Below are 26,683 nucleotides of genomic sequence, written 5' to 3'. Positions count from 1 at the left end.
TACGGGGGGGGGGGGGGGGGGGGGGGGGGGGGGGGGGGGGGGGGGGGGGGGGGGGGCGCGGGGGGCGGGGGGGGGGGGGGGGGGGGGGGGGGGGGGGGGGGGGGGCCGCGCCCCCCCCGCCACGGGGGCGCGGGGGCCGCGGGTCGTGCTGCTCAGGTGCGTCAGTGCCAGTACTTCATGTCCGTACCTCCTCCTGCGGTGAAGGGCGTGCGGGCATTCACCATGGCGCGCGGGGCGCGACTCAGTGCCAGTACTTCATGACCTGACCTCCTCCCCCGTGGCGGGGCGCAGCGTCACCTCGAAGCGGTCGAGGCCGCGGAGGGTGAGGTTGCGCCGGTGGTGTGGTTCCGCGACCGCCCGTGCGCCGGGGTGGTCCGTGGCGAGGGTCCCGAGGACCGATCCGGCGAGCCGGATCGCCATGGACGCGCCCAGGCAGGCATGGGCCCCGCGGCCGAACCCGAGGTGCGGGTTGGGGGCGCGGTCGAGTCGCAGTTCGGTGGGATCCGCGAAGCGCCGCGGATCGTGGTTGGCGGCGCCGAGCAGCAGGGTGACGGGGTCGCCGGCCTTGAGGGTGACGCCGCCGATCTCGGTGTCGGCGACGCAGACGCGGGCGTCGGCCTGGACGGGGGCGTCGAAGCGGACGAGTTCGTCGACGGCGGTGCCGGGTCCGGCGGCGCGGAAGGCGGCGAGGGCGCCGGGGGTGGTGAGCAGGGCCGCGGCGGCGTTGCCCAGGAGCCGGGAGGCGGACTCGTAGCCGGCGTGGAGGACTGCGCGCAGGCTGTTGCGGAGCACGGCCGGCTCGACGCCGCTGGTGTCGGCGTGCGCGGCGACGTACGCGATGAGGCCGTCCGCCGGCGGGTCGGCGAGCCAGCCGCCGGCGTACGCGGCGAGTTCGGCGCGGGCGGCGACGGCGGGTTCGTGCTTCTCGGGCCACAGTCCGGCGTCCATGCCGTCGACGACGGTGCGGGACATGGGCACGAACCAGTCGAGTTCGGGGGCCGGCACGCCGAGGAAGGCGGTGACGAAGCGCAGCGCGAGGGGCTCGGCGAGTTCGCCGACGAGGTCGAAGGAGGGGCGCTCGGCGAGCCCGGCGAGGAGTTCCTTGACGTCCCGGTCGAGTCCCTCGTGCAGGGCGTTCCGGTCCTGGGCGCGGAAGCCGTCGAGCAGCAGGTGCCGGATGGCGGTGTGCTCGGGCGGGTCGAGGGTCTGGACGCTGAGCAGCGGCCCGGGGATGTCCTCTCCGGCGCGGCGCCAGTCGGAGGCGAAGCGGGTGCTGTCGGTGAGGACCGTGAGGCAGTCGGCGTGCCGGGTGAGGACCCAGGAGCCGAGGAGCTCGTGCCAGAAGACGGGGGCGGTTTCGCGCAACTCGGCATATGCCGGATAGGGGTTGGGGAGCAGGTCCGGACCGGCCAGTCGAAGGATCGGATCGACTGCCGCGGGGTCCTCGGCCGGTGCCACGAATCTGCCTCCCTCTGCACAGTAAGGCCTGGTTGAGGCCGTAAATGCTGTCGGTCGAGCGGAGCGGAACAAACGTTTCGCCGGTGGGCGACCCGGTTCCGCGGGCAATTCTCCGTGCTGATCGTCGGTGACGCTACCACGCAACTTCCCTGGCTGGTATGACTACCTGCCACAGATCTTTCCCACGCTTACGGGGAGTTGGCGGATGTCGGACCAGAGCCGGACGATCGTGCACGACGTACCCCTGAACGTCGCCCAACAGCCCGATCCCTACCCGCTGTTCGAGCGGATCCGGGAGCACGGGGTGGTGCAGCGGGTGCGGCTGAATCCCACCCTTGAAGTCTGGATGGTGACGGGTTACGACGAGGCCGTGGCGGCCCTCACCGACCCCCGGCTGAGCAGCAGCCCGGCCGGGGTGAACGGCCTCGCCGAGGAGATGGCGCACCAGGAGCGCACCAACGTGCTGATGGCCAGCATGCTGGTGGCCGACGGCAGCGACCACACCCGGCTGCGCAACCTGGTCTCGCGGGCCTTCACGGCGCGCCGCGTCGAGGCGCTGGCGCCGCGCATCCAGGCCCACACCGACGCCTTCCTCGACGCCTTCGCCCAGCGCGGATCGGCTGATCTGGTGGCCGAGTTCGCGCTGCCGCTGCCGATGGCGGTGCTGAGCGAGCTGATCGGCATCCCGGCCGAGGGGCAGCCGGACTTCGCCCGGCTCGCGGTCGGCCTCATCATGCCGCCGAACACCCCCGAGCGGCTCGCGAAGGGGGCCAGGGCGCGCGCCGAACTCACCGAGTTCTACGAGCCGCTGATCGCCCTGCGCAAGAAGGAGCCGCGCGACGACCTGCTGAGCGCGCTGTGCGCGGCGCAGGCCGAGGAGCGCATCAGCGACCGCGAACTCACCGCGATGGCCATCCTGTTGACGCTGGCCGGGCACGAGACCACGGCGAGCCTGATCGCCAACGGGGTGCACGCGCTGCTGCGCCACCCCGAGCAGTTCGCGACGCTGCGCGACAACCCGGAGCTGCTGCCCGGGGCGATCGAGGAACTGCTGCGCTACGAGGGGCCGGTGAGCCGCGGGGTGGCGCGCTTCACGGTCGACCCGTACGAGATCGGCGGGGTCACCATCCCGGCCGGCGAGATGATCATCATCGGGCTGGCCGCCGCCAACCGGGACCCGGCCCGCTTCGACCGCCCCGACATCCTGGACGTGACCCGCACCGAGATGCCGCAACAGCTCGCTTTCGGCCACGGCATGCACTTCTGCCTGGGCGCGCCGCTGGCCCGCGCCGAGGCGCGGATCGCGCTGGGCACGCTGCTGCGCCGCTTCCCCGATCTGCGGCTCACCGACCCGGACGAGGACCTGACCCGGCGCGAGGGCATCCTGCGCGGCATGGCGACGCTGCCGGTGAGCTTCACCCCGGTGCCCACGGTCGGCGGGAGCGCCGCCCCGGTGGCAGCGGGCGGGCAGGAGTGAACGGCGGCGCGGCCACGACCACCGGGTCCGCGGCGGCTCCCGCCGGGGGCGGCACCGCCGCCTTCGACGCCATCGCGCCGACGTACGACGCCTCGCGCGGCGGGACCGCCCGGGCGGCGGGCTTCGCCGGGCAGCTGGCGCCGCTGCTCGACCCGGCCGAGCCGGTACTCGACATCGGGGTGGGCACCGGGATCGTGGCGGCCGAACTGACCGCGCTCGGCCACCGCGTGCACGGGGTCGACCTGTCGCCCGGGATGCTGGCCCAGGCCCGCGACCGGCTCGGCGCGCGGGTGGCCGTCGGGGACGCGGGCCGGCTGCCGGTCCGTACCGGAGCGGTCGCCCAGGCGGTGTCCACCTGGCTGCTGCACGCGGGACCCGACCCGCGGGCGGTGTTCGCGGAGGTGGCGCGGGTGCTGCGGTCCGGGGGCCGCTATCTGGTCATCCCGGCGCGGGGGATGCGCCCGGCCGACGACATCGGGCGGATCGTGGGCGAGCTGGAGGACCGGCTGGATCCCGACGGCACCCGGCAGGACTCCCCCGAGCTGCTCGCCCCGCTGGCCGCGGCGCACGGGCTGCGCTACGAGGGGGCGCGGAGCGAGCGGCCCGCCGTCTTCCACGTCTCGCCGGAGGGCATGGCCCGCTCGATCGCCGACGGGCGGCTGTTCACCGGCGCGTGGCAGGTGCGGCCCGAGGACCTGGACCTGGTGGCGGAGGCCTGCGCCCGGCTCCGGGCGCTGCCGGAGCCGGGGCGGCCGCGGGTGCGCGAGATGGCCGACTTCGTGATGGTCTTCCGCAAGGCCTGACCGAAGCACGGCCCGAGCGAGCGGGGGTGGGGGCGGGCGCCCCCACCCCCCTTCTCACTGCCCGTGGCGCAGGGCCGCCGCGTAGGCCTCGTCGGGGTCGAGGCGGCGCAGCTCCTCGGCGATCAGCTCGGCGGTGGTGCGCACCTTGAGGGCCATCACCCGGTTGGGCTGGCCGGGGATGGAGAGGTGGGCGACCGGGCCCTCGGGGCGGTCGATGCGGATCTCGCCGTCGGGGGTGCCCAGGCGCACGGCCGTGACCACGGGCCCGTCGGTGACCACCCGCTCGACCGGGACGTCCAGGCGGTCGCCGAACCAGCGGGCCAGGAGCTCGGCGCTGGGGTTCTCCGCCTCGCTCTCGACGGCGGCCGAGGTCACCGTCGCCCGGGCCTGGTCGAGGGCGGCGGCGAGCAGGGAGCGCCAGGGGGTGAGCCGGGTCCAGGCGAGGTCGGTGTCGCCCGGTGCGTACGAGGCGGCCCGGGCGGCCAGCGCGCCGAGCGGGTCCTCGACGGCGTAGGCGTCGGTGATGCGGCGCTGCGCGAGCGAGCCCAGCGGGTCGCGGGAGGGGACTTCGGGGGCGTCGACCGGCCACCAGACGACGACCGGCGCGTCCGGCAGCAGCAGCGGCAGCACCACGGAGTCGGCGCGCCGGGCCACTTCGCCGTGCATCCGCAGGAGCACGGTCTCGCCGGCGCCGGCGTCGGTGCCGACGCGGATCTCGGCGTCGAGCCGGGGCTCGTTGCGGGCGCGCGGGCCGCGGCCGTGCCGCTTGATGACGGCCAGGGTGCGCGAGGGGTGCTCGCGGGATGCCTCGTTGGCGGCCTTCACGGAGTCGTAGGCGTGCTCCTCGTCGGTGACGATGACGAGGGTGAGGACCATGCCGACGGCGGGGGTGCCGACGGCCCGCCGGGCCTGAAGGATCGCCTTGTTGATGCTGCTGGAGTTGGTGTCCGTGAGATCGATCTTCATGACCGGCACCGGTCCCTTCCGTCACGTGCCCGCATGCGCGGCTCTCCCCTGCCTCTCCCCGTAGCGCCGGACCGGCTCCGGTTCTTCCCGGGTACGACGGTCCTCGGCCCCGTCCTGGTCCGCCGGGGGCCCGCGGGCTCCCGGCGGCGGATTCCACTGGTGGGTTCCGGAGGCGGATTCCTCAGACCGTCAGGACCAGTTTGCCCCGGGTGTGGCCCTCGCTGCTCAGCCGCCAGGCCTCGGCGGCCTCGCGCAGCGGGAGTTCCTTCTCGACGAAGACCGTGAGCCGGCCCTCGTCGGCGAGGGCGCCGAGGGTGGCGAGCCCGGCGCCGTCGGGCCGCACCCAGACGTAGTGCCCGCCGAGGGCGGCGGCCCGGTGGTCGGTGATGGAGGCCAGCCGGGACGGGTCGGGGAGGAGTTCGGCGGAGACGTCGACGGAGTCGCCGCCGACGAAGTCGAGGGCCGCGTCGATGCCGTCGGGGGCGACCTCGCGGACCCGGTCGGCGAGGCCGGGGCCGTAGGCGACGGGTTCGGCACCGAGGTCGAGCAGGAAGCCGTGGTTGGCGGGGCTCGCGGTGCCGATGACCCGCGCGCCGCGGGCGGTGAGGATCTGCACCGCGAGCGAGCCCACGCCACCGGCGGCGGCGTGCACGAGGACGGTGTCGCCCGCGGAGCAGCCGACCCGGTCGGCGGCCTGGAGGGCGGTGAGGCCGGCAAGCGGCAGACCGCCCGCCTGGGCCCAGCTCAGCGCGCGGGGCTTGCGGGCGAGCATGCGGACGGGGACGGCGACCTGTTCGGCGTAGGCGCCGTGCTCGGCGCTGTCCTTGCGGATGTAGCCGACGACCTCGTCGCCGGGGGCGAACTCGGTGGCGTCGAGGCCGTTTCCGGCGACCACGCCGGCGACGTCCCAGCCGGGGATCATCGGGAAGTGGGACACCATCAGCGGGTCGAGTCCGCCGGCGGCGAGCTTCCAGTCGACCGGGTTGACCCCGGCGGCGCGGACCTGGACCAGGACCTCGCCGGGGGCCACCTTGGGGTCGGGGAGCTCCATGAGGGTGAGCGCGTCGGCGCCGCCGTACTCCGGCATGGCCATGGCCTTCACGGGGTCAGTTCTCCGTCTCTCGGGCGGTGCCGTGCTCGGGTTCGGGCTCCCCGGGTGCCGCTTGCGCGGCGGCTTCGGCCGGGGCGGGGGCGGCGATGGCCTCGGCGCGGCGGTTGACGACGGCCGCGGCGGCGATCGCCGTGCCGAGGAAGGCGGTGGCGACCACCCACGGGCGGTCCAGGACGTGACCGGTGGCGTGGTCGAGGGAGAGCCGGCCGGCGCCGGTGACGCCGAGGGCGGCCGCGGTGAAGCCGAGGAAGGCGGGGTACTCGTAGCCGCCGCTCATGGCGAAGAAGCCGGACGGGTAGTGCACGGCGACGGCACCGGCCATGGCGCCCGCGGCCGCGGCGCCGGCCGCGGGGGTGGCGAGGCCGAGGGCGAGCAGCAGTCCGCCGCCGGCCTCGCCGAGCCCGGCGGCGACGGCGCTCTCCCGGCCGGGATGGAAGCCCATGGCCTCCATGGCCTTGGTGGTGCCCTCGATTCCGCCGCCGCCGAACCAGCCGAGCAGCTTCTGGGTGCCGTGTGCGGCGAGGACGGCGCCGGTGCCGACTCGCAGCACGAGGAGCCCGAGGTCGCGTCGGTTGAAAGCGGTCATGTCGTCTCCCGGTGGGACGGGGGTGCGGCGGGTGCGCGCGCCCTGCACTCTCGTCCTCCACTGTGCGCCGTTCCGCCCGGGACCGCCGGTGGACGGGTGCCGCACTCGTCCATACAGGTCATCTTTTGCGGCGTTCGTCCCGTGCTGCTTGAGTGAGGACGCTGTGACGGCCCGCGTCGGGCCGGCCCGACGAGAGTGGGGACGCATGACCACCGATTCCGCCGAGACCACCGATCCGGCCGGGGCCGTCGGCCCCGCCGAGGCCGAGGCGCTGCGCGCCCGGGTCCGGGAGCTGATGCCGCGGGCCAAGGAGGACCTGACCCGGCTGGTCGCGCTGCGCTCGGTCGCCGACCCCCGGCAGTTCCCGCCGGAGGAGTGCGCCGCGACCGCGGACTACCTGGTCCGGGCGTTCACGGAGGCCGGGCTGCGCGACATGCGCCGGGTGACCACGCCGGACGGCACGGACGCGGTGGTCGGGCACGCCCCGGGCCCCGAGGGCGCGCCGACGGTGCTGCTCTACTGCCACTACGACGTGCAGCCGCCGCTCGACGACGCGGCCTGGCGCACCCCGCCCTTCGAGCTGACCGAGCGGGACGGGCGCTGGTACGGGCGGGGCACCGCCGACTGCAAGGGCAACATCGCCATGCACCTGACGGCGCTGCGGGCGCTGGGCGGCGAGGAGGGCGAGGGCTTCCCCGTCCACCTCAAGTTCGTGGCCGAGGGCTCGGAGGAGCAGGGCACCGGCGGGCTGGAGCGGCTGGTGCCGCAGCGGCCCGAACTCTTCGACGCGGACTGCCTGCTGGTGTGCGACACGGGCAACTTCGCGCTCGGGCTGCCGACCGCGACGACCTCGCTGCGTGGCCTCACCAACGTGGTGGTGACCGTGTCGACGCTCAGGGGCGAGATGCACTCGGGCATGTTCGGCGGCCCGGCCCCGGACGCGCTCGCGGCCCTGGTGCGGATCCTGGACAGCCTGCGCGACGAGGCCGGCAACACCACCGTCAAGGGCCTTGCGGCGGACGGCTCCTGGGACGGCGTGGACTATCCGGCCGAGCAGTTCCGGGCCGACGTGGGCGCCCTCGACGGGGTGTCGCTGCTCGGCTCGGGCTCGGTGGCCGACGAGCTGTGGGCGCGGCCCGCGGTGACGGTGCTCGGCATCGACTGCCCGCCGGTGGTGGGCTCCTCGGCGGCCGTGCAGGCGAAGGTGCGGGCCCGGGTCAGCCTGCGGGTGCCGCCGGGCACGGACGCGGAGCAGGCGCGGGCGGCGCTCACCGAGCATCTGCTCGCCGCGGCGCCGTGGGGCGCCCGGGTGGAGGTGGAGCCGGAGAGCGCGGGCCAGCCGTTCCGGGCGCGCACCGACGGGCCGGCCTACCGGGCGCTCGGGGCCGCCTTCCGCACGGCGTACGGGAAGGACATGGTCCAGTCGGGGCAGGGCGGCTCGATCCCGCTGTGCAACGTGCTGGCCGCGCAGTTCCCGGCGGCCGAGATCGCCCTGATCGGGGTGGAGGAGCCCGGCTGCCTCATCCACGCGCCCAACGAGAGCGTGGACCCCTCGGAGATCGAGCACATGGCGCTGACGGAGGCGCTGTTCCTCCGCTCGTACGCCGCCTCGCGGTCCTGACGGTCAGGCCCGCCCGGCCTGCGCCGGGTGGGCCTGCGCTACATTTTGCCGGTCCTTGACCGCGATCGTTCACGATCACTTCCCTCCGGAGCCGGCATTCCATGAGCGACATCGTCAACGGCCTCGGCCGGACCACGGCCTACGGCGCCCTCGGCGTGGTGCTGCTGATCCTCGGCATCGTCCTGGTCGACATCCTGACCCCCGGCAAGCTCGGCCGGCAGATCTGGGAGGACCGCAACCGGAACGCGTCGATCCTGCTCAGCTCCGCGCTCCTCGGCATAGGCGGCATCGTCTTCACGGCCATCTGGACCACCTACGACGACTTCGCCAAGGGCCTGCTCTCCACGGCCGCGTTCGGTCTGCTCGGTCTGGTCCTGATGGCCGTCGCCTTCCTCGTCGTGGACCTGGTCACGCCGGGCAAGCTCGGCGCGACCCTGGTCGACCCGGAGCCCCACCCGGCGGTGTGGGTGACGGCCTCCTGCAACCTGGCCGTGGCCGCGATCGTCTCGGCCTCGATCGCCTGACGCACACCGGGGAATCCCCCTTACGCGGTGGGGCCGGCCGGCTCCACCTCCAGCCTGCGGTGGCGGCGCGGGCCCCGGTAGAGCAGCGCCTCCCAGCCGAGCCGTTCGAGGGCGGCGGCGCAGGCGGTCAGGGCCGCCTCCTCCTCGTGGGCCGCGCCGGAGCCCGGCGGTCCCAGCCACTCCACGACGGCGGTGCCGGGGCGCTCGCCCGGGGTGACCCGGTAGCCGGTCGCCACCCGGGCCCCGGTGGCGTCGACCGCCGACGGCGGCTGCTTCGCCGCCTCCAGGGCCAGCGCCACCGCCCGCACCGGCTGGTGCAGCTCCCACGCGGCGGGCCGGGCGGCCGGGTCGCCGCCCTGCCGGTGGGTCACCCGCCGGATCTGCAGCAGCCCTTCGAAGGCCGCCCGCACCTCGCGCGAGCGCTGCTCCGCCGCCGCCTCCGGCAGCGGCGGCCCGTCCCCCGTGGCCGCCGCGAAGGCCCCGCTCACAGCAGCCGCCTGATGTCGCCGCGCACCCGGTAGAAGCCGCCGGAGGCGGAGTGCAGCGCGTCCACCACATAGCGCGCGCCGGGCTCGCGGATGGCGCGCGGGAACTGCACGTTCCACCCCGGGTCGTAGCCCTCGGTGAGCACCCGGACCCGGGTCCGGCCGCCCTCCTGGACGCACTCCACGACGATCGAGCCGGCCGGGGCGCTGCTCACCGCGTCGACGGCGGCGACCGTGGTGGCCGGCGCGTAGGTGGGCAGCGCGGCGGCGAGCTTGACGTCCTGGGCGACCGGGACGTCGCCCTGCTGCGCGGCGGCGATGGCGGCCTCGCTCGCGTCCACGCACAGCAGCGAGCCGTCCGTGGTGACCAGGTAGAGGCGCTCGTCGCGGTACTGCATGGACAGCGCCGAGCCGCCGCCGGTGCCCAGCTTCCACAGCCGGGTGCCGTCCTCCGCGAAGCAGTAGACCGAGGAGGCGCTGTCACCGGCGAAGACGAACCGCCCGCCGGGCGAGGTGGCGCAGGAGTACACCACGCTGTCGCAGGCGTACACCGCCTCGGTGCGCCCGTCCCGCTTGGCCAGGCGGTGCACCTTGCGGCGGCCGGTGCCCGCGTACACCGAGGTGTGCTCCTGCCAGCCGAAGAGCACCCCGCCCTCCAGCGGCGCGTGCCAGAGCTCGCGCCCGCTGTCCGGGGCGTGGGCGGCGACGCCCCGGCTGTCGCCGTAGTAGACCGCGTCGCCGTCGGCGCGCACCATCCAGGCGTGTTCGCCGCGTCCGCCGCGCGCCCACTGGTGCTCGTCCTCGTGGTCGATGACGGTCAGCCGGCCGGAGCGGTCCGCCACGTTGAGCACGCCCTCGTGGATGTCGAGCCAGAAGATGTCGACGTCGGCGGCGATGTCGTAGGCGGCGAAGGGCAGTTTGGACGACAGGTCGTAGACCCGGCCGTCGTCGCAGCCCGCGTAGATCCAGAAGTCGTCGGCGACCAGGCACTTCACGCCGTCCGGCAGGCTGTAGCGGGCGAGGACCTCGCCGCCGTGGGCCAGGGTGAAGACCTCGCCCGCCTGGTTGCCCACCCACAGGCGCTCGTCGTCGACGTGGATGCCGAAGGCGGCGGAGCCGGTGCGGAAGCGCCACAGGACGGGCGCGACGGCCCGGGCGGTGGACGGCGCGGAGGTCACGGCGCGGCGGGTCACCGAGCGCGGCGCGCGCTGCCCCTGCACCGCGGGCGCGTATCCCTTGCGCACCTTCTCCCCTATCTTCTTCGCCGCGGCGGCCCGCGCCTTCTCGGGCGTGGCGAAGGTCGAGGTCTGCGTCTGGCCGGCCGCGCCGATGCGTCCGTAACGGACCGACACCACCGTGCCGTCGACCGTCACCTCGTAGAACTTGTGCGCGCCGCCGCCGTCCTGCGACAGCTCCAGATAGGTCTTCGTCGTCATGACAGGAACGCTACGGGCAGCCACTGACAACGCCCGTGCGGCGGGACCAAAGTCCGCCCGATTCAGGACTTTCGTCGCGGCATTCCGGACATCCACCCCTGTGACGATGGCACGTGAAGATCATCCGACGCGCCGTCACCTCCCCGGACGGCGAGGGAAAGGGCCTCATGACGGAGCCACAGAAGCGGCCCCTGCCCGTGCGGGTGCGTCGGCACACCGACGGCATACCGATGGACGACCTGTTCCGCGCCGCCGTCCGGCCCGCGCCGGAGCGGCCCCCCGCCCGGACGGCAACGGACCGGGCGCCGGACCGGGTTCCCGACCGGGCTCCGGACCGGGCGCCCGCCCCCGGGCCCGGCGGTCTGCCGCTGCGCCCGCCGCCCGACGAACCCGAGCTGGCCGAGCGGCCCGGCGCGGCCCTCCCCGGCTGGTGCGCCGTGCTCGTCGCCCTCACCTCGCTCGGCGCGGCGGCCGCGCTGCTGTGGCGGGCCCGCCCGCCGCGCGCCGCCCCCGTGGCGCCCTGGCAGTGGGCGGTCCTGGCGGGCTGCGCCGTGGTCACGGTGATCGCGCTCGGCGGGCTCACCCGGGGCCGTACCGGCACCGCCTGGGTGCTCTCGCTCTTCGGGCGCTACCGGGGCAGCGTGCGGCGCACCGGGCTGGTCTGGATCAGCCCCTTCGCGCTGCGCCGGCGGGTGGACGTGCGGCTGCGGCACTGGCGCAGCGAGCCGATCGCCGCCGTGGACGCGGAGGGCACGGCGCTGCGGGTCGTGGTCCTGGTGGTGTGGTCGGTGCGGGACACGGCGCGGGCCCTGCTGGCCGTGGACGACCACCTGTCCTATCTGCGCGAGCAGGTGGAGGCGGCGACCGCCCGGGTGCTCTCGCAGCTGCCCGCGGACGCCTTCCGGGGCGACGGGCCCACGCTGCGGGACGCGGAGGCGGTGGGCGCCCGGCTGACCCGGCTGCTCGCGGCGGAGTGCCGCCCGGTCGGGGTCGCGGTGTTCTCGGCGCAGCCGACCCGGATCGAGTACGCGCCGGAGGTGGCGGCGGCGATGCACCGGCGGCAGGTCGCCGCGCTCGACGCCAAGCACCGGGACTCCGTCCTGACGAGCGTGATCGACGCCGTGGACGACACGGTGACCCGACTGACCACGCGCGGTCTCGTCGAGCTCGACGACTTCGAACGCCAGGCGCTGGTGAAGGACTTGACCGTGGCCTTCTACACCCGGCAGGGCGGCCGTCCCGAGCGGGGCGGGGACTGACCGGCGGCACGCGACAGAAGCCGGACGGCAGACGGCAGACGGCAGACGGCAGACGGCAGACGGCAGAACGAGGGAACGAGGAACGAGGACGTGCACATGGCCAGGGACACCAGGACGGACGCGCACCCGGGCGAAGACGGGGGCGGAGAGCGCGCCCCGGACCTGGGCGTGCCCGGGTTCACCGACGAGCCCGCCGAGGGCTGCGACTGCGCGGGCTGCGGGGCGGCCCGGGCCGCCGCGCGGGCGGGGCGCGGCGGTGGTCCCGGCGGGCTGCGCGGGGTGCGCTGCGCGGTCCTGGCGACGGTGGGCGCGGTGGCGTTCACCGGGCTCGGCGCGGCTCCCGCGGCGGCGGTGACCGCGCCCTCCCACGCGGGCTGGGACGGCTCGCGGTACTGGTTCCGCAATGCCGCCGGCGAGTGGCGCTGGACCAGCCACCGGGAGGTGTACGCGCAGCGCACGGGCGGTGCGAAGGGCACACCGTCCGCCCGCGCCCACGCCGGCGGCAGCGGCGGTGAGCCGGTCTTCCGGGGCCGGCAGGGCTGGGACGCCCGGGACCGCGTGTACTGGTTCCGGAGCGGCGGGCACTGGTACTGGACCAGCCACCGCTGGAAGTACGAGCAGCGGACGGGCGCCACGAGCGGTGGCCCGGGCGGCGGCGGGGGCTCCGGCACCGGTGCGGTGAGCCGCGGCTGGACGACGCCGGTCTCCTCGTACCGCTTCACCGGCTTCTACGGCCAGCGCGGTTCCTGGTCGAAGGGCTATCACACGGGCCAGGACTTCGCGGTGCCCTCGGGGACGCCGGTGCGCGCGGTCGGGCCCGGCCGGGTGGTGCGCGCGGGGTACGAGGGGAGCTACGGCCACCAGGTGGTGATCCGGCATCCGGACGGCCGGTACACGCAGTACGCCCATCTCTCGCGCGTGGAGGTGTCGGTGGGCCAGAGCGTGTCCGCGGGGCGGCGGATCGGCCGCTCGGGCGCGACGGGCCGGGTGACGGGCCCGCACCTGCACTTCGAGGTGCGGACCGGCCCGGGGTTCGGCTCGGACGTCGACCCGCTGGCGTATCTGCGCGCCCACGGCGTGCGCGTCTGAGGCCGACGGCCGGCCGTGCTCGCGGCCTGCGGTGCCGGGTCAGCCGCCGTACGCCAGCGGGTCGGCCAGGATGTCGCGGATCACGAGCGCGGCGGCGCCGCGGGCGGCGTCGGCGGTGGTGGTCGCGGCGCGCAGCCGGCCCTTGGCGGGGGTCCAGAGGCCGGACACGACGCGGCGGGCGAGTTCGGCCTCGGCGGCCGGGGCGAGCCAGGGCATGAGGCGCGGGTAGATGCCGCCGAGGACCACGGCCTGCGGGTCGAGCAGGTTGACCGCGCCGGAGACGGCGACGCCGAGCATCCGGCCGGCCTCCTCCAGGGCGGCGAGGGCGCGTGGTTCGGCCTCCTCGGCGCCCCGTACCAGGGCGTCCACGGTGCGGACCCCGGCGGCGCGCAGCAGGGCGGCCTGCCCGGCGTAGCGCTCCAGGCAGCCGTGCGAGCCGCAGCGGCAGCGCGGGCCGTCGGGGAGCACGGTGAGGTGGCCGATCTCGCCGGCGAAGCCGTGGGCGCCGCGCAGCAGTTCGCCGTCGAGGACGATCGCGCCGCCGACCCCGATCTCGCCGGTGACGTGCAGGAAGGTGCGGACGTCGGCGAGCTCGCCGAACCACAGCTCGGCGAGGGCCGCGACGTTGGCCTCGTTGTCGGAGGCGACGGGCAGGGCGGGGGCGCCCGCCGGGCGGGCGGCGTCGAGGGCGCGGGTGAACAGGGCGTCCGCGTCGACCCGGTTCCAGCCGAGGTTGGGGGCCTGCTGGACGGTGCCGTGGGAGACCAGGCCGGGCAGGGCGAGCCGGGCGCCGGTGGGGCGCAGCGCGTGCCCGGCGGCCTCGGCGAGCACCTCGGCGGCGATGGCGGCGGCCCGGCGCAGCACCTCGACGGGGGCGAGGGCGCGGTTGTCGAGCGGGACGGTGCGGCGGACCCGGGCGGTGCCGCGGAGGTCGGCGACGCAGACGCTGACGTAGTCGACGTTGAGCTCGACGCCGAGGCCGGCGGGTCCGGTGGTGGCGGGTTCGAGCACGGTGCCGGGGCGGCCGGCCTGGCCGCTGAAGGTCTTCCCGGACTCGACGAGCAGGCCGAGCTCCAGGAGCTGTTCGACCAGCGAGGACACGGCGGCGCGGGTGAGCCCGACGCGGGCGGCGACGGCCGCGCGCGTGGTCTCGCCGCTCTCGTGCACGGTGCGCAGCACGAGGCTCAGGTTGTGCCGGCGCACGCCCGCCTTGTCGGCCTTGGGCTCCGGGGTGTCCTTGCGGCTGTTCATGGTGCCGAGAGCCTAACCGGCGGGCGGCGGAAGGGCTCGTCCCGTATCACCGGGTTCGGTGACCGAACCGGTGAAATCCGAGGTGGGACGGTGCGCACGGGTGATCGATCAATGACTGACGAATCAACCAATTCCGGCCTTCATGAGGTGTTTTCATCACTTCTGAGCGGAAAGTCGCGCTGTGACCGCGACAGAACCAGGAGGGCCGCCATGATTGCCCAGGAACAGATTCCTGCGGTCGTGGACCACCCGGTGCACGACGCCCACGGCAAGAAGATCGGCGACGCCAAGCACGTCTTCGTGGACGACGCGACCGGTCGCCCCGAGTGGGTCACCGTGAAGACGGGCCTGTTCGGATCCAGCGAGACGTTCGTACCGATCAGGGACGCCTCCCTGGTCGACGACCACCTGGAGGTCCCGTACCCGAAGGACCGCGTCAAGGACGCGCCGCACGTCGACGTCGACAGCGGCGGACACCTCTCCGCCCGCGAGGAACGGCGCCTGTACAAGCACTACGGCATCGCCTGGGACGAGGCCTGGGAACAGGCCAACCGCCCCGGTGAGGGCTGGGCACACGGTACGGCGGGCACCGCCACGGGCACGGCGGCCGGCACCGCGGCCGGCACCGCTGCGGGCGGCATGGCGGGCCAGGGCGACCGGGCCCGGGGCATGGGCGTCGGCGACGCGCCGGCCGGCGGAATGACGGCGGACGACACCGCCGCCGGGACCGCCGGCATGCGGGGCACGGCGCGCACCGACGGCGACGACGCCATGACGCGCTCCGAGGAGCAGATGCACGTCGGCACCGAGCGGGTCGAGAGCGGACGCGTCCGGCTGCGCAAGTACGTCGTCACCGAGGACGTCCAGCAGACGGTGCCCGTCCGCCACGAGGAGGCCCGCGTCGAACGCGAGCCCATCACCGAGGCCAACCGCGAACAGGCCATGTCCGGCCCCGAGATCTCCGAGGCCGAGCACGAGGTCACCCTCCACGAGGAACGCCCCGTGATCGAGACCCGGACCGTGCCCGTGGAGCGGGTCAGCCTGCGCGCCGAGGAGGTCACCGACGAGGAGACCGTCACCGGCCAGGTCCGCAAGGAGCGCATCGACGTCGAGACCGACGAGGTCACCGACCGGGGCATGGAGACGGGAACCGGCCGGGGACGCACGGCGGAGGGAGACGAGGGCGGAAGGAGCTAGGACCGCGCCCGGCCGCCGCCCCGGGGGGTCGGCGGCCGGCATCGCCATGACGGGCCGGACCGGGCCCCGGAAGGGGCCCCGGGCCGGTCAGGCCCGTCGCAGCCGCAGCGTCAGGAGCTGGAAGGGCCGCAGCTCGATCCGGACCTCCTCGCCCTCGGCCCGCACCCGGTCCGCGTCCTCGTCCCAGGGGCGCTCCAGGAGGTCGCAGACCTGGACGCCCGCGAGCGGGAAGCCGGCGGTGAGCCGGGTGCGGACCCGGCCGCCGTGCGCCTCGTAGAGGCGGACGACGACGTCCCCGCTGCCGTCGTCGGCGAGCTTGACGGCGCTGAGCACCACGGCCCCGTCGGCGACGCCGACGAGCGGCGTCACCTCGGCGCCGCCGGGCACCCGCCGCTCGGGCTGGTTGATGCGGTGGCCCTCGCGGACCGCGTCGCCGATGCCCGCGCCGGGCACGAGGGCGTGCCGGAAGCGGTGGCGTCCCTGGTCGGTGTGCGGGTCGGGGAAGCGCGGGGCGCGGAGCAGGGAGGCACGGACGGTGGTGGTCGTGCCGCGGTCCCCGGGGCGCACGGTGCGGGTGACGTCGTGCCCGTAGGTGGAGGCGGTGACCAGGGCGACGCCCCAGCCGGGCTCCTCCAGGTGCACGAAGCGGTGGTTGCAGGCCTCGAACTTGGCGGCCTCCCAGCTGGTGTTGGTGTGGGTGGGCCGGTGGAGGTGCCCGAACTGGGTCTCGGCCGCGTAGCGGTCGGTGTGCAGGTCGAGCGGGAAGGCGGTCTTGAGGAACTTCTCCGTCTCGTGCCAGTCGACCTCGGTGCCGAGGTCGAGGCGCTTCTCGCCTGCGGTGAGGGTGAGGGTCTGGACGGCGGTGGAGGACCCGAAGGAGCGGGTGACGCGGACGGACACGGCGTCCGGCCCGTCCTCGGCCAGGGTGAGCTCGTCGACGCCGGTGAGGTCGGTGACGGTGTTGCGGTAGAAGCGGTCGACGTCCCAGGCGTCCCACATGTTGGGGAAGTCGGGGTGGAGCTGGAGCAGGTTGGCGGCGGCGCCGGGGGCGACGGTCTCGCGTCCGGTGCCGAGGTCGAGCAGGGAGACGACCAGGCCGCGGGCGTCGACGGTGACCCGCAGCAGCCCGTTGTCGAGGACGAAGCCGCCCTCGGCGCGCGGTGCGGCGGTGCAGCGGCCGGGCGCGGCGGGCAGGGCGGCGGCCGGGCGGGCGCCCCCGGCCGGGACGCCGCCCCGGGCGTGCGGGGCGGAGTTGAAGACCACGGTTCCGTCGCCCTCGCCGGCCAGGGCCCGCTGGGCGCGGTCGACGATGCCGGTGAGCTCCTCGGCGACGGCGGCGTACGTGGCCTCCGCCTCCCGGTGCACCCAGGCGATGGAGGAGCCGGGCAGGATGTCGTGGAACTGGTGCAGCAGCACCGTCTTCCAGATCCGGTCCAACGCGGCGTACGGGTAGGGGAACCCGGTGCGCACGGCGGCGGTGGCGGCCCACAGTTCGGCCTCGCGCAGCAGGTTCTCGCTCGCCCGGTTGCCCTGCTTGGTGCGGGCCTGACTGGTGAGTGTGGCGCGGTGCAGCTCCAGGTACAACTCCCCCACCCACACGGGCGGTTCGGGGTACTCGGCCTCGGCCTTGGCGAAGAACTCGGCGGGCCGCTCCCAGCGTACGGTCGCGGATCCCTCCAGGTCGCGCATCCGGGCGGCCTTGGCGATCATCTCGCGGGTGGTGCCGCCGCCTCCGTCGCCCCAGCCGGTGGGGGCCAGTGAGTGGCGGGCGCGGCCCTTGTCCTTGAAGTTGCGGACGGCGTGGGCGATCTCCTTGCCCTGCATGGAGCAGTTGTAGGTGTCGATGGGCGGGAAGTGGGTGAAGATCCGGGTGCCGTCGATGCCCTCCCACCAGAAGGTGTGGTGCGGGAAGGAGTTGACCTGGCTCCAGGAGATCTTCTGGGTGAGCAGCCAGCGCGAGCCGGCCTGCCGGATGATCTGCGGCAGGCCGCCGGCGAAGCCGAAGGTGTCGGGGAGCCAGGCCTCCTGGTTCTCGACGCCGAACTCGTCGAGGAAGAAGCGCTTGCCGTGCACGAACTGCCGGGCCATCGCCTCGGACGAGGGCATGTTGGTGTCGGACTCGACCCACATGCCGCCGGCCGGGACGAACCGGCCTTCGGCGACGGCCTTCTTGACCCGGGCGTACACCTCGGGCCGGTGCTCCTTGATCCAGGCGTACTGCTGGGCCTGGGACATGGCGTAGACGAAGTCGGGCTGGTCCTCCAGGAGCGCGGTCATGTTGGCGGTGGTGCGGGCCACCTTGCGGACGGTCTCGCGCAGCGGCCAGAGCCAGGCGGAGTCGATGTGGGCGTGGCCGACCGCGCTGATGCGGTGGGCGGAGGGCTCGGCGGGCGAGGCGAGGACGCCGGCGAGTTCGGCGCGGGCCGCGGCGGCGGTGCCGCCCACGTCCTGGAGGTCGAGGGCGTCCAGGGCGCGCTCGACGGCGCGCAGCAGGTCCCAGCGGCGGGCGCCCTCGACGGGCAGCTCGGCCATGAGTTCGCCGAGCACCTCCAGGTCGATGACGAGGTTCCAGACGGTCTCGTCGAAGACGGCGAGGTCGAGCCGGGCCAGCCGGTACTGCGGGCGGTCCCCCGCGGTGGCCTTGTCGCCGAGCTCGGTGGGCAGGAAGGGGTGGTAGTCGAGGATCACCGGGTTGGCGGCGGCCTCGACGTGCAGCAGCACCTCCTCGCCGCCCACCGCGGGCGCGGCGATCCGCACCCACTGGTTGCGCGGGTGGAGGCCCTTCACCGGGCTGCCGTCGGGGCGGTAGACCAGGCCCTCGCACTGGAAGCCGGGCATGTTGGCGTCGAAGCCGAGGTCGATCAGCGCCTCGACGGTGCGGCCGGCCCACTCCTCGGGGACGGTGCCGCTGACGGTGAGCCAGCTGGTGGACCAGGGCGCGCCCCAGGCCTCGCCGGCGGCGATCGGGGTACGAGGCGCGGCGAGGCCCTCGGCGACCGGCACGGGTTCGCCGGGCGCGGTCCAGATGCCGGCGGTCAGAGGCACGGAGGCGGGGTGGACGGCGGGCCGGACGCGTTCTTCGAGGACCCGCTTGAGCCGGGACTCGACGAGGCTGCGGTCGTCATGCATGCGGAGCGCTCCCAAGGGGCGGGGTCGGGGGTACGGGTGCGGGCGTGCCGGACGGGTTCGGGCTCAGGCGGCGGGGTCGCGGGTGCCCGGGGCCGGGGGTCACGGGCGGGCGGCGAGCTCGTCGGGGGTGACCAGCTCGGTGATGCCGCGGGCGGCCAGATGGGCGGGGTCGGCGGCGCGGGAGGCGAGGACGACGGCCGGGCGGGCCCCGTCCGCGGCGAGCCGCATGAAGGCCTCGAAGTGACGGCCGCCGGGGCCGCAGGAGGCCCGCTCGGTGACCTCCTCGGGCAGGTCGACGACGAGGGCGGTGCTCCGCGGGGCCGGCGGGGTCCAGGCGGCACGGGCCTCGGCGACGGCGTCGGCGAGCGCCCGCGCGGCCGGCTTGGGCGTGCGGTCGTTGGTCAACAGGCCAAGGCCGTATTCCAGTTCGGGGAAGTCGGCGAGGGCGCGGTCGACGTCGTGGGAGCACCACCACGTGATACCCCACAGCCCGGGGCAGTCGAGCGCGGCGGCGACGGTCGTCCGGGTGAATCCGGCCGCCCGGTCGGCGGGGACGTGCGGGGCGGGGGCGCCGACCTCCTGGAGCCAGACCGGGCGGTGCGGGTCCTCGGCCCAGGCCTTGGAGAGTTCGACCAGGTAGGCGGCGTGCCGGCCGGCGGCGAAGGAGTCGCCGCCGTAGCGCTGGGCGGTGCCGTTGAACACCCAGGAGTGGACGGCGGTGGCCGCGCCGAGGCGGGCGGCGTGACGGGGGGTGAAGGGGTGGTCGTCGAGGTACCAGGCGGCGTCGTAGGCGGCGTGCAGATGGAGCCGGCCGGGTGCGCCGGCCTCGCAGGCGGCGAGCATCCGGCGCACCCAGTGCCCGGCCTGCTCGGGGGTGATCCGGTCGGGATCGGGGTGGGGGTCGCCGGAGAACTGGTCGATCTCGTTGCCGAGGGTCATGCCGAGGAAGTTCGGCCGGTCGGCGAGGGCGGCGGCGAGGGTGCGCAGATAGGTCGCCTGGCCGTCGAGGACCTCGGGGTCGGTGAAGAGGTTGCGCCGGTGCCAGGTCCGGGTCCAGGCGGGCAGGAAGTCGAAGCTGGACAGATGGCCCTGGAGGCCGTCGACGGCGACGTCGAGGCCGCGTTCGGCGGCGGCGTCGACGAGCGCGGCGAGCTGCTCGACGGCGCGCGGCCGGATCAGGGCGCGGTTGGGCTGGAACAGCGGCCACAGCGGGAAGACCCGGACGTGGTCGAGGCCGAGGGCGGCGACCGAGTCCAGGTCGGCGCGGACGGCGTCGAGGTCGAAGTCCAGCCAGTGGTGGAACCAGCCCTCGCTGGGCGTGTAGTTGACGCCGAAGCGCGGGACGGCGGAAGGAGGGTGCGTCATGTGCGGTGCGGTGTCCTTCGTGAGTCGGGAGGGCGGGGGAGTCGGTCAGCCCTTGAGCGCGCCCTCCTCGACGCCCTTGAAGAAGAAGCGCTGGAGCGTCGCGAACACCGCCACGACCGGCAGGAACGCGATCATGGTGCCGGCGGCGATGAGGCGGGGGTTGGCGGTGAAGGTGCCGTCGAGGTACTGGAGGCCGACGGTGAGGGTGTAGCGGCCGGGGTCGTTGAGCACGATGAGCGGCCACAGGAAGTCGTCCCAGGCGCCGATGAAGGTGAAGATCACCACGACGCTGAGCATGCCCCGTACGTTGGGCAGGCCCACGTGCACGAGCCGCTGCCAGACGTTGGCGCCGTCGACGAGGGCGGCGGCGTCGAGCTCGGCCGGCACGGAGCGGAAGGCCGTGTACATGAGCAGCACGTTGAGCATGGCGATGGCGCCGGGCAGGGCGACGCCGAGGAGGGTGTCGGTGAGGCCGAGGCTGCGCACGGTCACGTACTGGGAGACGATGGTGACCTCGCCGGGCAGCACCAGGGTGGCGACGAAGAGGCCGAGGGCGAGGCGGGCGCCGCGGAAGCGCAGCCGGGCCAGGGCGTAGCCGGCGAGGGTGGCGCCGACGACGTTGCCGAGGACCGCGATGCCGGCCACGACGAGCGAGTTGGCGGCGTAGGTCCACACCGGGACGGTGTCGGCGACCTTGGCGTAGTTGGCGAGGGTGGGGGCGTCGGGCAGGAAGCTCGGGGTGCGGGACCAGACGTCCTCGGCGGGCCCCTTGAGCGAGGTGGACAGCTGCCACAGGAAGGGTCCGACGGTGAGCAGCAGCACCATCAGGAGGAGCAGGTAGCGGACCGCCTTCTCGGCGGCGGACGGGGCGCGGCCCGGGGCGGACATGCCGTCAGGCCCCCTTCCGGTCGAGCCGGGCGAGCACGAGCATCGGCCCGACGGTGAGGACGAAGAGCAGCAGGCTGAGGGCGGAGGCGTAGCCGATGTGCCCGGTGAAGCCGCGGCTGTACATCTGGATGAGCATGACCACGGACATGTCGCGCCCGCCGGGTCCGCCGGTGCCGTGGGACAGCACGTACAGCTCGGAGAAGATCCGCAGCGCGGAGACCGAGATGAGCACGGACACGAGGAGCATGGCGGGGCGCACGCCGGGCAGGGTGACGTGCCAGAAGCGGCGGACGGCGGAGGCGCCGTCGACGGCGGCGGCCTCGTGCAGCTCGCGGCCGACGTTCCCGAGCGCGGACAGGTAGATGACCATGTAGTAGCCGAGGCCCTTCCACACGGTGAGCGCGATGGCGCTGAACAGCAGCAGCCAGCGGTCGGTGAGGAAGGAGACGGGCCGGTCGGCCAGGCCCAGCTGGTGGAGCAGGCCGTTGAGCAGGCCCCGGTCGTCGAGCACCCAGCCCCAGATGATGCCGACGACGACGGCCGAGGCGACCACGGGGCTGTAGAAGGCGGTGCGGAAGAAGGTGATGCCGGGCAGCTTCTTCTCGACGAGCAGGGCCAGCAGCAGCGGCAGCAGGGTGAGCAGGGGCAGGCACACCAGGAGGTAGACGACGCTGTTGACGAGCGCGTCGGTCAGTTGGGCGTCGTCCAGGGCCCGCCGGTAGTTCTCCAGGCCGGTGAAGTGTCCGCCGCCGAGGGGTTTGGCGTTGGTGAAGGACAGGATCACCGTGTTGACGGCGGGCCACAGGTTGAAGACGGCGAGCCAGAGGAGCGCGGGACCGGCGAGCAGCCAGGGGGTGAACCAGCGTCGGTGGGTCATGGGGCGCCGCCTCAGTCCTTGATCATCCGGTCGGCGCGGGCGACCGCCGTGTCAAGGGCTTCCTTCGATCCGGCCTGGCCGCTGATGGCGAGCGCGATCTGCTGGTTGATGAGGGTCTTGACGGCGTCGTTGGCCTGGACGGGTTCGAGGACCCGTGCGGTGGCGAGCGAGCGGAAGGCGATGACCTTGGCGTCGCCGGCGTTGCTGCCGTCGCTCTTGCTGAAGAACGGGTCGGCGGCCGAGGCGGTGGTGGAGGGGAAGATGCTGGTCTCGCGGGCGAAGGCGGCCTGGTTCTCGGCGTTGGTCACCCAGCGGGCCAGGGCGAGCGCGGCGGCCGGGTTCTTGGTGTTCTTCGGGACGGACAGGCCCTGGACGTAGAGCGGCGGGGTGCCCATGGCGGGCGAGGAGACCACCTTGGGGGCGAGGGTGGGGTTGTCGACGGCGAGGCTGGTGATGTAGTTGGCGCCGGCGGTGGTCCAGGCGGCGGTGCCGGCGGAGAAGAGCTTGGTGTTGCCCGCGTAGGTCTCGGTGAGCACGTCCTTGGGCAGCAGGCCCTCCTGGTAGGCGGCCCGGTAGGTGTCGAGGACGGCGGCGGCCTCGGGGGTGTTGAAGGTGAAGCGGGTGCCCTCGGCGTTCATGAGCGGCACACCGGCGTTGGCGAGGTCGATGAGGTTGGGCTTGCGGCTCATCAGATAGGTCCGGCCGCCGGACTTCTCCTTGACCGTACGGGCGGCCCTGACGAGCTCGTCGAGCGAGGCCGGCGGCTTCTTCGGGTCGAGGCCGTACTTCGTGAACAGCTCGCCGTTCCAGTAGTTGACGTCGGTGTTGAGGTACCAGGGGTAGCCGTAGGTGCCCTCCTGGCCGGCGAAGCGGTAGGCGTCGAGACCGCCCTTGACGTAGTCCTTCGCGGCGGCCGGGTCGGCCTTGCCGATGTCGAGCAGCATGCCCTGCCTGACCAGCGGCAGGGCGAAGTCCGGGGGCAGGTTGACGACGTCGGGCAGGGTGCCGCCGGCGGACTGGCTGAGCACCTTCTCCGAGTAGCCCTCGCCGGGCTGGTCGAGCCATTCGACCTGGACGCCGGGGTACTTCTTCTCGAAGCCGTCGATCACCTTCTCCATGTAGGCGGTGAACTTCGGCTTGAGGGCCCAGGTCTGCAGCGAGACCTTGCCCTTGACCGCGCCTCCGGTGGCGGCGGGGCCGGGGTTGCCGGAGTCGGCGGGGTCGCCGAGGCCGCAACCGCCGAGGGTCAGGGCCGCGAGGGCGGCGGCAGCCGCGACCGCGGGCCGGCGGGTCAGGGGGCTTCTCCGAAGGTGTCGCACGAGGGTCTCTCCTTGCTCGGACGTCGCGGGGGGTGCGCGGGCCTTGCTCGGCTTGCTCGGTGCTCCGTCGCTCGACGGTGTCTACTAAACCGGTCTAGCGATGCGGGACTATGCTCGCGGCTAGACTCCGGTGTCAAGGGACCGTGCGGATTCGGCCGTCGCGCGACGGCCGGGGAGGGGCGTCCGGTGGCCAGACCGACCATCGCCGACATCGCCAGGGAGGCGGGCGTCTCCAAGGGCGCCGTCTCCTTCGCGCTCAACGGACGCCCCGGCGTCAGCGAGGCCACCCGGGACCGCATCCTGCGGGTCGCCGAGCGCATGAACTGGCGCCCGCACAGCGCCGCCCGGGCGCTCGGCGGGGCCCGCGCCGGGGCGGTCGGCCTGGTGCTCGCCCGGCCCGCCCGCACCATCGGCCTCGAACCCTTCTTCGGCCAGCTGCTCTCCGGCCTCCAGGCCGCGCTCTCCACCCGCGGCACCGCGCTCCAGCTCCTCGTCGTCGAGGACACCGCCGCCGAGATCGAGGTCTACCGGCGCTGGACCTCCGAGCACCGGGTGGACGGCTTCGTGCTCGTCGACCTCCAGGTGCGCGACCCGCGCGTCCCGGTCCTGGAGGAGCTGGGGGTGCCCACCGTGGTGCTCGGCGGCCCCGGCCGGCACGGCGGCCTGCCGGCCGTGTGGGCCGACGACCGGGAGGCGATGACCTCGATCGTCGAGTACCTGGCGGCGCTCGGCCACCGCCGCATCGCCCATCTCGCCGGGCTGCCCGCCTTCCAGCACACCCGGCGCCGGATCCGCGCGGTGCGGGACGCGGCCCGCCGCCTCGGGCTCGCCGACGCCGTGTCCGTGCCCACCGACTTCAGCGACGCCGAGGGCGCCGCCGCCACCCGCGCGCTGCTCGCCCGGCCGGCCGGACAGCGCCCGACGGCGATCGTGTACGACAGCGACGTGATGGCGGTCGCCGGGCTCGGCGTCGCCGCCGAGATGGGCGTACGGGTGCCGGGCGAGCTGTCCCTGGTCTCGTTCGACGACTCGGCGCTCGCCCGGATCGTGCACCCCTCGCTGACCGCGCTGTCCCGGGACACCTTCGCGCTCGGCGAGCAGGTGGCGACGGCGCTGCTCGCGGTGGTGGACGACCCGGCCGCGGGCCGCGACGTCCGGAACCCGACGCCCCGGCTCACGGTGCGCGAGAGCACGGCGCCGCCCGCCGCCGGATGAGCCCCGGCCCTCTTGACCCCTCAGCTAAAGGCGTTTAGCCTCCCGGACCGGGGCGGCGGAGTGCCGCCCCGTTCGCCTTCCGCACCATCGCGCCACCGGCACCACCAGCCTTCCTTCCCCCCCTCCTGCTGGACCGGAGCTTCGATGAGACGTTTCCCCCGACTGCTGGCCGCCGCCCTGTCGGCCGCCCTTCTCGGCCTCGCCGCCTCACCCGCCGCCTCGGCGTCGGGCTCCGCCGCGACACCGGGCCACGACAACGTTGTCGCACCGCCCGCCCGGGCCGCCGCCCATGCGACCGCCGCCGCCGGCGGCGGCCAGCCCTACGCCTCGTACTGGTACCCGAACACGATCCTGAACTGGGACCCGGCCACCGACCCGGACGCCCGTTTCAACCGCTCGCGGGTGCCCCTGCGGACCCGGGTCTCCGACCCCGCCCTGAAGGCGAACGCCAACGCCCGCGCCGGCGAGGGCAAGGTCGCCGCCCTGGTCTCCTTCGCGCCGACCTCGAACAACCCCTCGCAGGGCTCGCTCGATCCGCGCTACTACGCCTTCGGGCACTGGCAGTACGTCGACAAGCTGGTCTTCTGGGGCGGTTCGGCCGGCGAGGGCCTGATCCTCGCGCCCAACCCGACCGTGATCGACGCCGCGCACCGCAACGGCGTGAAGGTCTACGGCACGGTGTTCTTCCCGCCCACCGCCTACGGCGGGCAGATCCAGTGGGTCCGCGACTTCGTGCAGAAGTCCGGCACCCGCTACCCGGTCGCCGACAAGCTGGCCCAGGTCGCGCGGTACTACGGCTTCGACGGCTGGTTCATCAACCAGGAGACGGCCGGCGGCGACAGCACCCTCGCCACCGAGATGCGCAACACCCTGCGCTACGCCCGCTCCCTCGGTCCGGTCGAGTTCATGTGGTACGACGCGATGACCGAGTCCGGCGCCGTCAGCTGGCAGGACGCGCTCACCACCGCCAACGACGCCTTCCTCCAGGAGGGCGCGCAGCGCACCAGCGACTCGATGTTCCTGGACTTCGGCTGGGGCGCCGCCGCGCTCGACTCCTCCCGGACCCTCGCGCGCTCGCTCGGCCGCGGCGAGTACGAGCTGTTCGCCGGCGTGGACACCGAGGCCAACGGCTACAACACCGGCGTGCCGTGGAGCGCCGTCTTCCCGGCCGGGCAGCCGCACACCACCTCGCTCGGCCTCTACCGCCCCGAGTGGACCCACAACTCCTCGACGGACCGCGCCGATTCGTACGCCCGCGAGGCCCGCTACTGGGACGGCGCCAACGGCGACCCGTCCGACACCACCACGACGTCCAGCTGGAAGGGTCTCGCGCACTACGTCGCCGAGTCCTCTCCGGTCACCGCCAAGCCCTTCGTGACCTCCTTCGACGCCGGCCAGGGCGACTTCTACCACTCCGGCGGCACCCGGGTGTCCTCCGCCGGCTGGAACAACCTCTCCCTCCAGGACGTGCCGCCCACCTACCGCTGGCTGGTGCAGTCCGCCGGGACGAGGCTGAAGGCCGCGTACGACTTCACCGACGCCTACGAGGGCGGCTCCGCGCTGCGCCTGACCGGCCCGCTGGACGCCGTGAACACCGTGCGGCTCTACCAGACCCGGCTTCCGGTGGCCGCCGACACCAAGCTGTCGGTGGTCCTGAAGACCCCGGCGGCCGGGCCCACGCACCTGACGGCCGCGGTGTCGTTCACCGACTCCCCCACCACCTTCACCACCCTGGACCTCGGCTCCACCACGACGGCCGGCTGGGAGCGCCGCACGCTCGACCTCTCCCCGTACACCGGGCGCACGATCGCCCAGCTCGGCCTGCGGACGACGGGGACGGCCGCCGCGTACGACATCAAGGTCGGGCAGCTCGCGGTGTACGACGGCACGGTGGACGCGACGCCGGCGCCGGGCACGCCGACCGTGCTCGGCAGCACCGACACCGGCACGGGCAGCACCTCGCTGCGGCTCGCGTGGACCGCGCCGGCCACCGGCGACGTGCACCACTACGAGGTCTACCGGCGCGACGCGGGCGGCGGCCGCACCTTCCTCGGGGCCACGCCGAACGACAGCTACTTCGTGCCGCGGCTCGACCGGGCCGGTACGGAGACCACCACGACCCTCGACGTCGAGGCGGTGTCCGCGGAGTGGGGCCGCTCCCCCGCCGCGAGCACCACGTTCACCTGGTCGGCGACGACGGAGGCGAACCTGGCGCTGAACCGTCCGGCGACGGCCTCCGGGCAGTGCAACTCCTCGGAGACGGCGGCGAAGGCGGTCAACGGCAGCGTGTCCGGCGGCACCACCGACAAGTGGTGCACCACGACCACGGACAAGTGGCTGGAGGTGGATCTCGGCGCGCCGCGCGCGCTGAGCCGTTTCGTGGTGAAGCACGCGGCGGCCGGCGGCGAGAGCGCGACCTGGAACACCCGGGACTTCCGGGTGGAGGTCCGCGACAGCGCCTCCGCCGCCTGGACGACGGCGGTGACCGTCACCGGCAACACGGCGGCGACCAGCACCCATCCGGTGGCGGTGACCGCCCGGTACGTGCGTCTCGTGGTCACCCGTCCGACGCAGACGACCGATCCGGCGGCCCGGATCTACGAGTTCGAGGCCTGGGGGTCCTGACG

Annotated in this window: 21 protein-coding genes; 9 read left to right on the top strand and 12 right to left on the bottom strand. The window is 74.4% G+C overall.

The annotated features are described in order from the left end of the window. Nucleotides 1-255: 255 nt before the first annotated feature. Complete coding sequence (locus tag ACIGW2_RS07500; protein WP_399841804.1) at nt 256-1,458, bottom strand: cytochrome P450; 1,203 nt, start codon at nt 1,456-1,458, stop codon at nt 256-258. Nucleotides 1,459-1,663: 205 nt separating this feature from the next. On the opposite strand from ACIGW2_RS07500, the gene ACIGW2_RS07495 reads away from it, so the two are divergent. Together ACIGW2_RS07495 and ACIGW2_RS07490 are read left to right on the top strand one after the other, a co-directional pair. After that, complete coding sequence (locus tag ACIGW2_RS07495) at nt 1,664-2,935, top strand: cytochrome P450 (protein WP_391652336.1); 1,272 nt, start codon at nt 1,664-1,666, stop codon at nt 2,933-2,935. Further along, nucleotides 2,932-3,738 (top strand): class I SAM-dependent methyltransferase, encoded by an 807-nt coding sequence (locus ACIGW2_RS07490; RefSeq protein ID WP_391652337.1) that lies wholly within the window; start codon nt 2,932-2,934, stop codon nt 3,736-3,738. The genes ACIGW2_RS07495 and ACIGW2_RS07490 overlap by 4 nt, the downstream gene beginning before the upstream one ends. A 54-nt stretch (nt 3,739-3,792) precedes the next feature. On the opposite strand, the gene opcA is transcribed toward ACIGW2_RS07490, so the two are convergent. From opcA to ACIGW2_RS07475, 3 genes are all read right to left on the bottom strand, one after another. Next, nucleotides 3,793-4,704, bottom strand: a complete 912-nt coding sequence (gene opcA / locus ACIGW2_RS07485) for a glucose-6-phosphate dehydrogenase assembly protein OpcA (protein ID WP_356068005.1) — start codon at nt 4,702-4,704, stop codon at nt 3,793-3,795. Between the two features lie 181 nt (nt 4,705-4,885). Next, on the bottom strand, nt 4,886-5,806 hold the full coding sequence (locus ACIGW2_RS07480; protein ID WP_391652338.1) for an NADP-dependent oxidoreductase: 921 nt from the start codon (nt 5,804-5,806) through the stop codon (nt 4,886-4,888). A gap of 4 nt (nt 5,807-5,810) precedes the next feature. After that, complete coding sequence (locus ACIGW2_RS07475) at nt 5,811-6,401, bottom strand: DoxX family membrane protein (RefSeq protein WP_356068002.1); 591 nt, start codon at nt 6,399-6,401, stop codon at nt 5,811-5,813. A gap of 205 nt (nt 6,402-6,606) precedes the next feature. Here ACIGW2_RS07475 and ACIGW2_RS07470 point away from each other — a divergent pair, with 205 nt between their 5' ends. Further along, nucleotides 6,607-8,022, top strand: coding sequence for a dipeptidase (locus tag ACIGW2_RS07470; RefSeq protein ID WP_391652339.1), 1,416 nt, complete (start codon nt 6,607-6,609; stop codon nt 8,020-8,022). Between the two features lie 101 nt (nt 8,023-8,123). Next, nucleotides 8,124-8,546: a DUF350 domain-containing protein gene (locus tag ACIGW2_RS07465; RefSeq protein WP_361575902.1), complete on the top strand. Its 423-nt coding sequence runs from the start codon at nt 8,124-8,126 to the stop codon at nt 8,544-8,546. 20 nt (nt 8,547-8,566) lie between these two features. Here the strand turns inward: ACIGW2_RS07465 and ACIGW2_RS07460 are convergent, their stop codons facing one another. Next, nucleotides 8,567-9,034 carry a hypothetical protein gene (locus ACIGW2_RS07460; RefSeq protein ID WP_399841795.1) on the bottom strand — a complete coding sequence of 156 codons (468 nt, stop codon included), beginning with the start codon at nt 9,032-9,034 and terminating at the stop codon, nt 8,567-8,569. Next, nucleotides 9,031-10,467, bottom strand: coding sequence for a WGR domain-containing protein (locus ACIGW2_RS07455; protein ID WP_356067997.1), 1,437 nt, complete (start codon nt 10,465-10,467; stop codon nt 9,031-9,033). Before ACIGW2_RS07455 ends, ACIGW2_RS07460 begins: the two co-directional genes overlap by 4 nt. Nucleotides 10,468-10,634: 167 nt before the next feature. Here ACIGW2_RS07455 and ACIGW2_RS07450 point away from each other — a divergent pair, with 167 nt between their 5' ends. Together ACIGW2_RS07450 and ACIGW2_RS07445 are read left to right on the top strand one after the other, a co-directional pair. Further along, nucleotides 10,635-11,726, top strand: a complete 1,092-nt coding sequence (locus tag ACIGW2_RS07450) for an SPFH domain-containing protein (RefSeq protein ID WP_399841790.1) — start codon at nt 10,635-10,637, stop codon at nt 11,724-11,726. Between the two features lie 96 nt (nt 11,727-11,822). Beyond that, nucleotides 11,823-12,815, top strand: a complete 993-nt coding sequence (locus ACIGW2_RS07445) for a M23 family metallopeptidase (RefSeq protein ID WP_399841787.1) — start codon at nt 11,823-11,825, stop codon at nt 12,813-12,815. Between the two features lie 39 nt (nt 12,816-12,854). Here the strand turns inward: ACIGW2_RS07445 and ACIGW2_RS07440 are convergent, their stop codons facing one another. Then, the gene (locus tag ACIGW2_RS07440) at nt 12,855-14,066 is read right to left on the bottom strand and encodes an ROK family protein (RefSeq protein ID WP_391652343.1); all 1,212 of its coding nucleotides are present in this window, start codon (nt 14,064-14,066) and stop codon (nt 12,855-12,857) included. 210 nt (nt 14,067-14,276) lie between these two features. Between ACIGW2_RS07440 and ACIGW2_RS07435 the strand changes: the two genes are divergently transcribed. After that, nucleotides 14,277-15,263: a DUF2382 domain-containing protein gene (locus tag ACIGW2_RS07435; protein WP_399841783.1), complete on the top strand. Its 987-nt coding sequence runs from the start codon at nt 14,277-14,279 to the stop codon at nt 15,261-15,263. A gap of 87 nt (nt 15,264-15,350) precedes the next feature. On the opposite strand, the gene ACIGW2_RS07430 is transcribed toward ACIGW2_RS07435, so the two are convergent. From ACIGW2_RS07430 to ACIGW2_RS07410, 5 genes are all read right to left on the bottom strand, one after another. Then, entirely contained in the window at nt 15,351-18,392 is a 3,042-nt protein-coding gene (locus ACIGW2_RS07430) for an alpha-mannosidase (protein WP_391652345.1), read from the bottom strand. 99 nt (nt 18,393-18,491) lie between these two features. Beyond that, nucleotides 18,492-19,757, bottom strand: coding sequence for a glycosyl hydrolase (locus ACIGW2_RS07425; protein ID WP_391652346.1), 1,266 nt, complete (start codon nt 19,755-19,757; stop codon nt 18,492-18,494). A 45-nt stretch (nt 19,758-19,802) separates the two neighbouring features. After that, on the bottom strand, nt 19,803-20,645 hold the full coding sequence (locus ACIGW2_RS07420) for a carbohydrate ABC transporter permease (protein WP_391652347.1): 843 nt from the start codon (nt 20,643-20,645) through the stop codon (nt 19,803-19,805). A gap of 4 nt (nt 20,646-20,649) precedes the next feature. After that, nucleotides 20,650-21,522: a carbohydrate ABC transporter permease gene (locus tag ACIGW2_RS07415; protein ID WP_391652348.1), complete on the bottom strand. Its 873-nt coding sequence runs from the start codon at nt 21,520-21,522 to the stop codon at nt 20,650-20,652. Nucleotides 21,523-21,533: 11 nt separating this feature from the next. Continuing rightward, entirely contained in the window at nt 21,534-22,841 is a 1,308-nt protein-coding gene (locus ACIGW2_RS07410) for an ABC transporter substrate-binding protein (RefSeq protein ID WP_391652349.1), read from the bottom strand. A 186-nt stretch (nt 22,842-23,027) separates the two neighbouring features. Here ACIGW2_RS07410 and ACIGW2_RS07405 point away from each other — a divergent pair, with 186 nt between their 5' ends. After that, on the top strand, nt 23,028-24,056 hold the full coding sequence (locus tag ACIGW2_RS07405; protein WP_391652350.1) for a LacI family DNA-binding transcriptional regulator: 1,029 nt from the start codon (nt 23,028-23,030) through the stop codon (nt 24,054-24,056). A gap of 144 nt (nt 24,057-24,200) precedes the next feature. Further along, entirely contained in the window at nt 24,201-26,681 is a 2,481-nt protein-coding gene (locus ACIGW2_RS07400) for a discoidin domain-containing protein (protein ID WP_391652351.1), read from the top strand. The last annotated feature ends 2 nt before the right edge of the window (nt 26,682-26,683 follow it).

Origin of the sequence: Streptomyces sp. NPDC053541 (assembly GCF_044544705.1) — a bacterium.
In the GTDB taxonomy this organism is placed as follows: Bacteria; Actinomycetota; Actinomycetes; order Streptomycetales; family Streptomycetaceae; genus Streptomyces.
Note: the sequence above shows the minus strand (reverse complement) of the source record. Positions and strands in the feature narration are given on the sequence as shown.

Coding starts and splice junctions, on each gene's coding strand:
- ACIGW2_RS07415 (WP_391652348.1), bottom strand. CDS start 21,522: ATGACCCACCGACGCTGGTTCACCCCCTGGCTGCTCGCCGGTCCCGCG.
- ACIGW2_RS07455 (WP_356067997.1), bottom strand. CDS start 10,467: ATGACGACGAAGACCTATCTGGAGCTGTCGCAGGACGGCGGCGGCGCG.
- opcA (WP_356068005.1), bottom strand. CDS start 4,704: ATGAAGATCGATCTCACGGACACCAACTCCAGCAGCATCAACAAGGCG.
- ACIGW2_RS07430 (WP_391652345.1), bottom strand. CDS start 18,392: ATGCATGACGACCGCAGCCTCGTCGAGTCCCGGCTCAAGCGGGTCCTC.
- ACIGW2_RS07475 (WP_356068002.1), bottom strand. CDS start 6,401: ATGACCGCTTTCAACCGACGCGACCTCGGGCTCCTCGTGCTGCGAGTC.
- ACIGW2_RS07470 (WP_391652339.1), top strand. CDS start 6,607: ATGACCACCGATTCCGCCGAGACCACCGATCCGGCCGGGGCCGTCGGC.
- ACIGW2_RS07440 (WP_391652343.1), bottom strand. CDS start 14,066: ATGAACAGCCGCAAGGACACCCCGGAGCCCAAGGCCGACAAGGCGGGC.
- ACIGW2_RS07420 (WP_391652347.1), bottom strand. CDS start 20,645: ATGTCCGCCCCGGGCCGCGCCCCGTCCGCCGCCGAGAAGGCGGTCCGC.
- ACIGW2_RS07450 (WP_399841790.1), top strand. CDS start 10,635: ATGACGGAGCCACAGAAGCGGCCCCTGCCCGTGCGGGTGCGTCGGCAC.
- ACIGW2_RS07465 (WP_361575902.1), top strand. CDS start 8,124: ATGAGCGACATCGTCAACGGCCTCGGCCGGACCACGGCCTACGGCGCC.
- ACIGW2_RS07425 (WP_391652346.1), bottom strand. CDS start 19,757: ATGACGCACCCTCCTTCCGCCGTCCCGCGCTTCGGCGTCAACTACACG.
- ACIGW2_RS07435 (WP_399841783.1), top strand. CDS start 14,277: ATGATTGCCCAGGAACAGATTCCTGCGGTCGTGGACCACCCGGTGCAC.
- ACIGW2_RS07400 (WP_391652351.1), top strand. CDS start 24,201: ATGAGACGTTTCCCCCGACTGCTGGCCGCCGCCCTGTCGGCCGCCCTT.
- ACIGW2_RS07445 (WP_399841787.1), top strand. CDS start 11,823: ATGGCCAGGGACACCAGGACGGACGCGCACCCGGGCGAAGACGGGGGC.
- ACIGW2_RS07495 (WP_391652336.1), top strand. CDS start 1,664: ATGTCGGACCAGAGCCGGACGATCGTGCACGACGTACCCCTGAACGTC.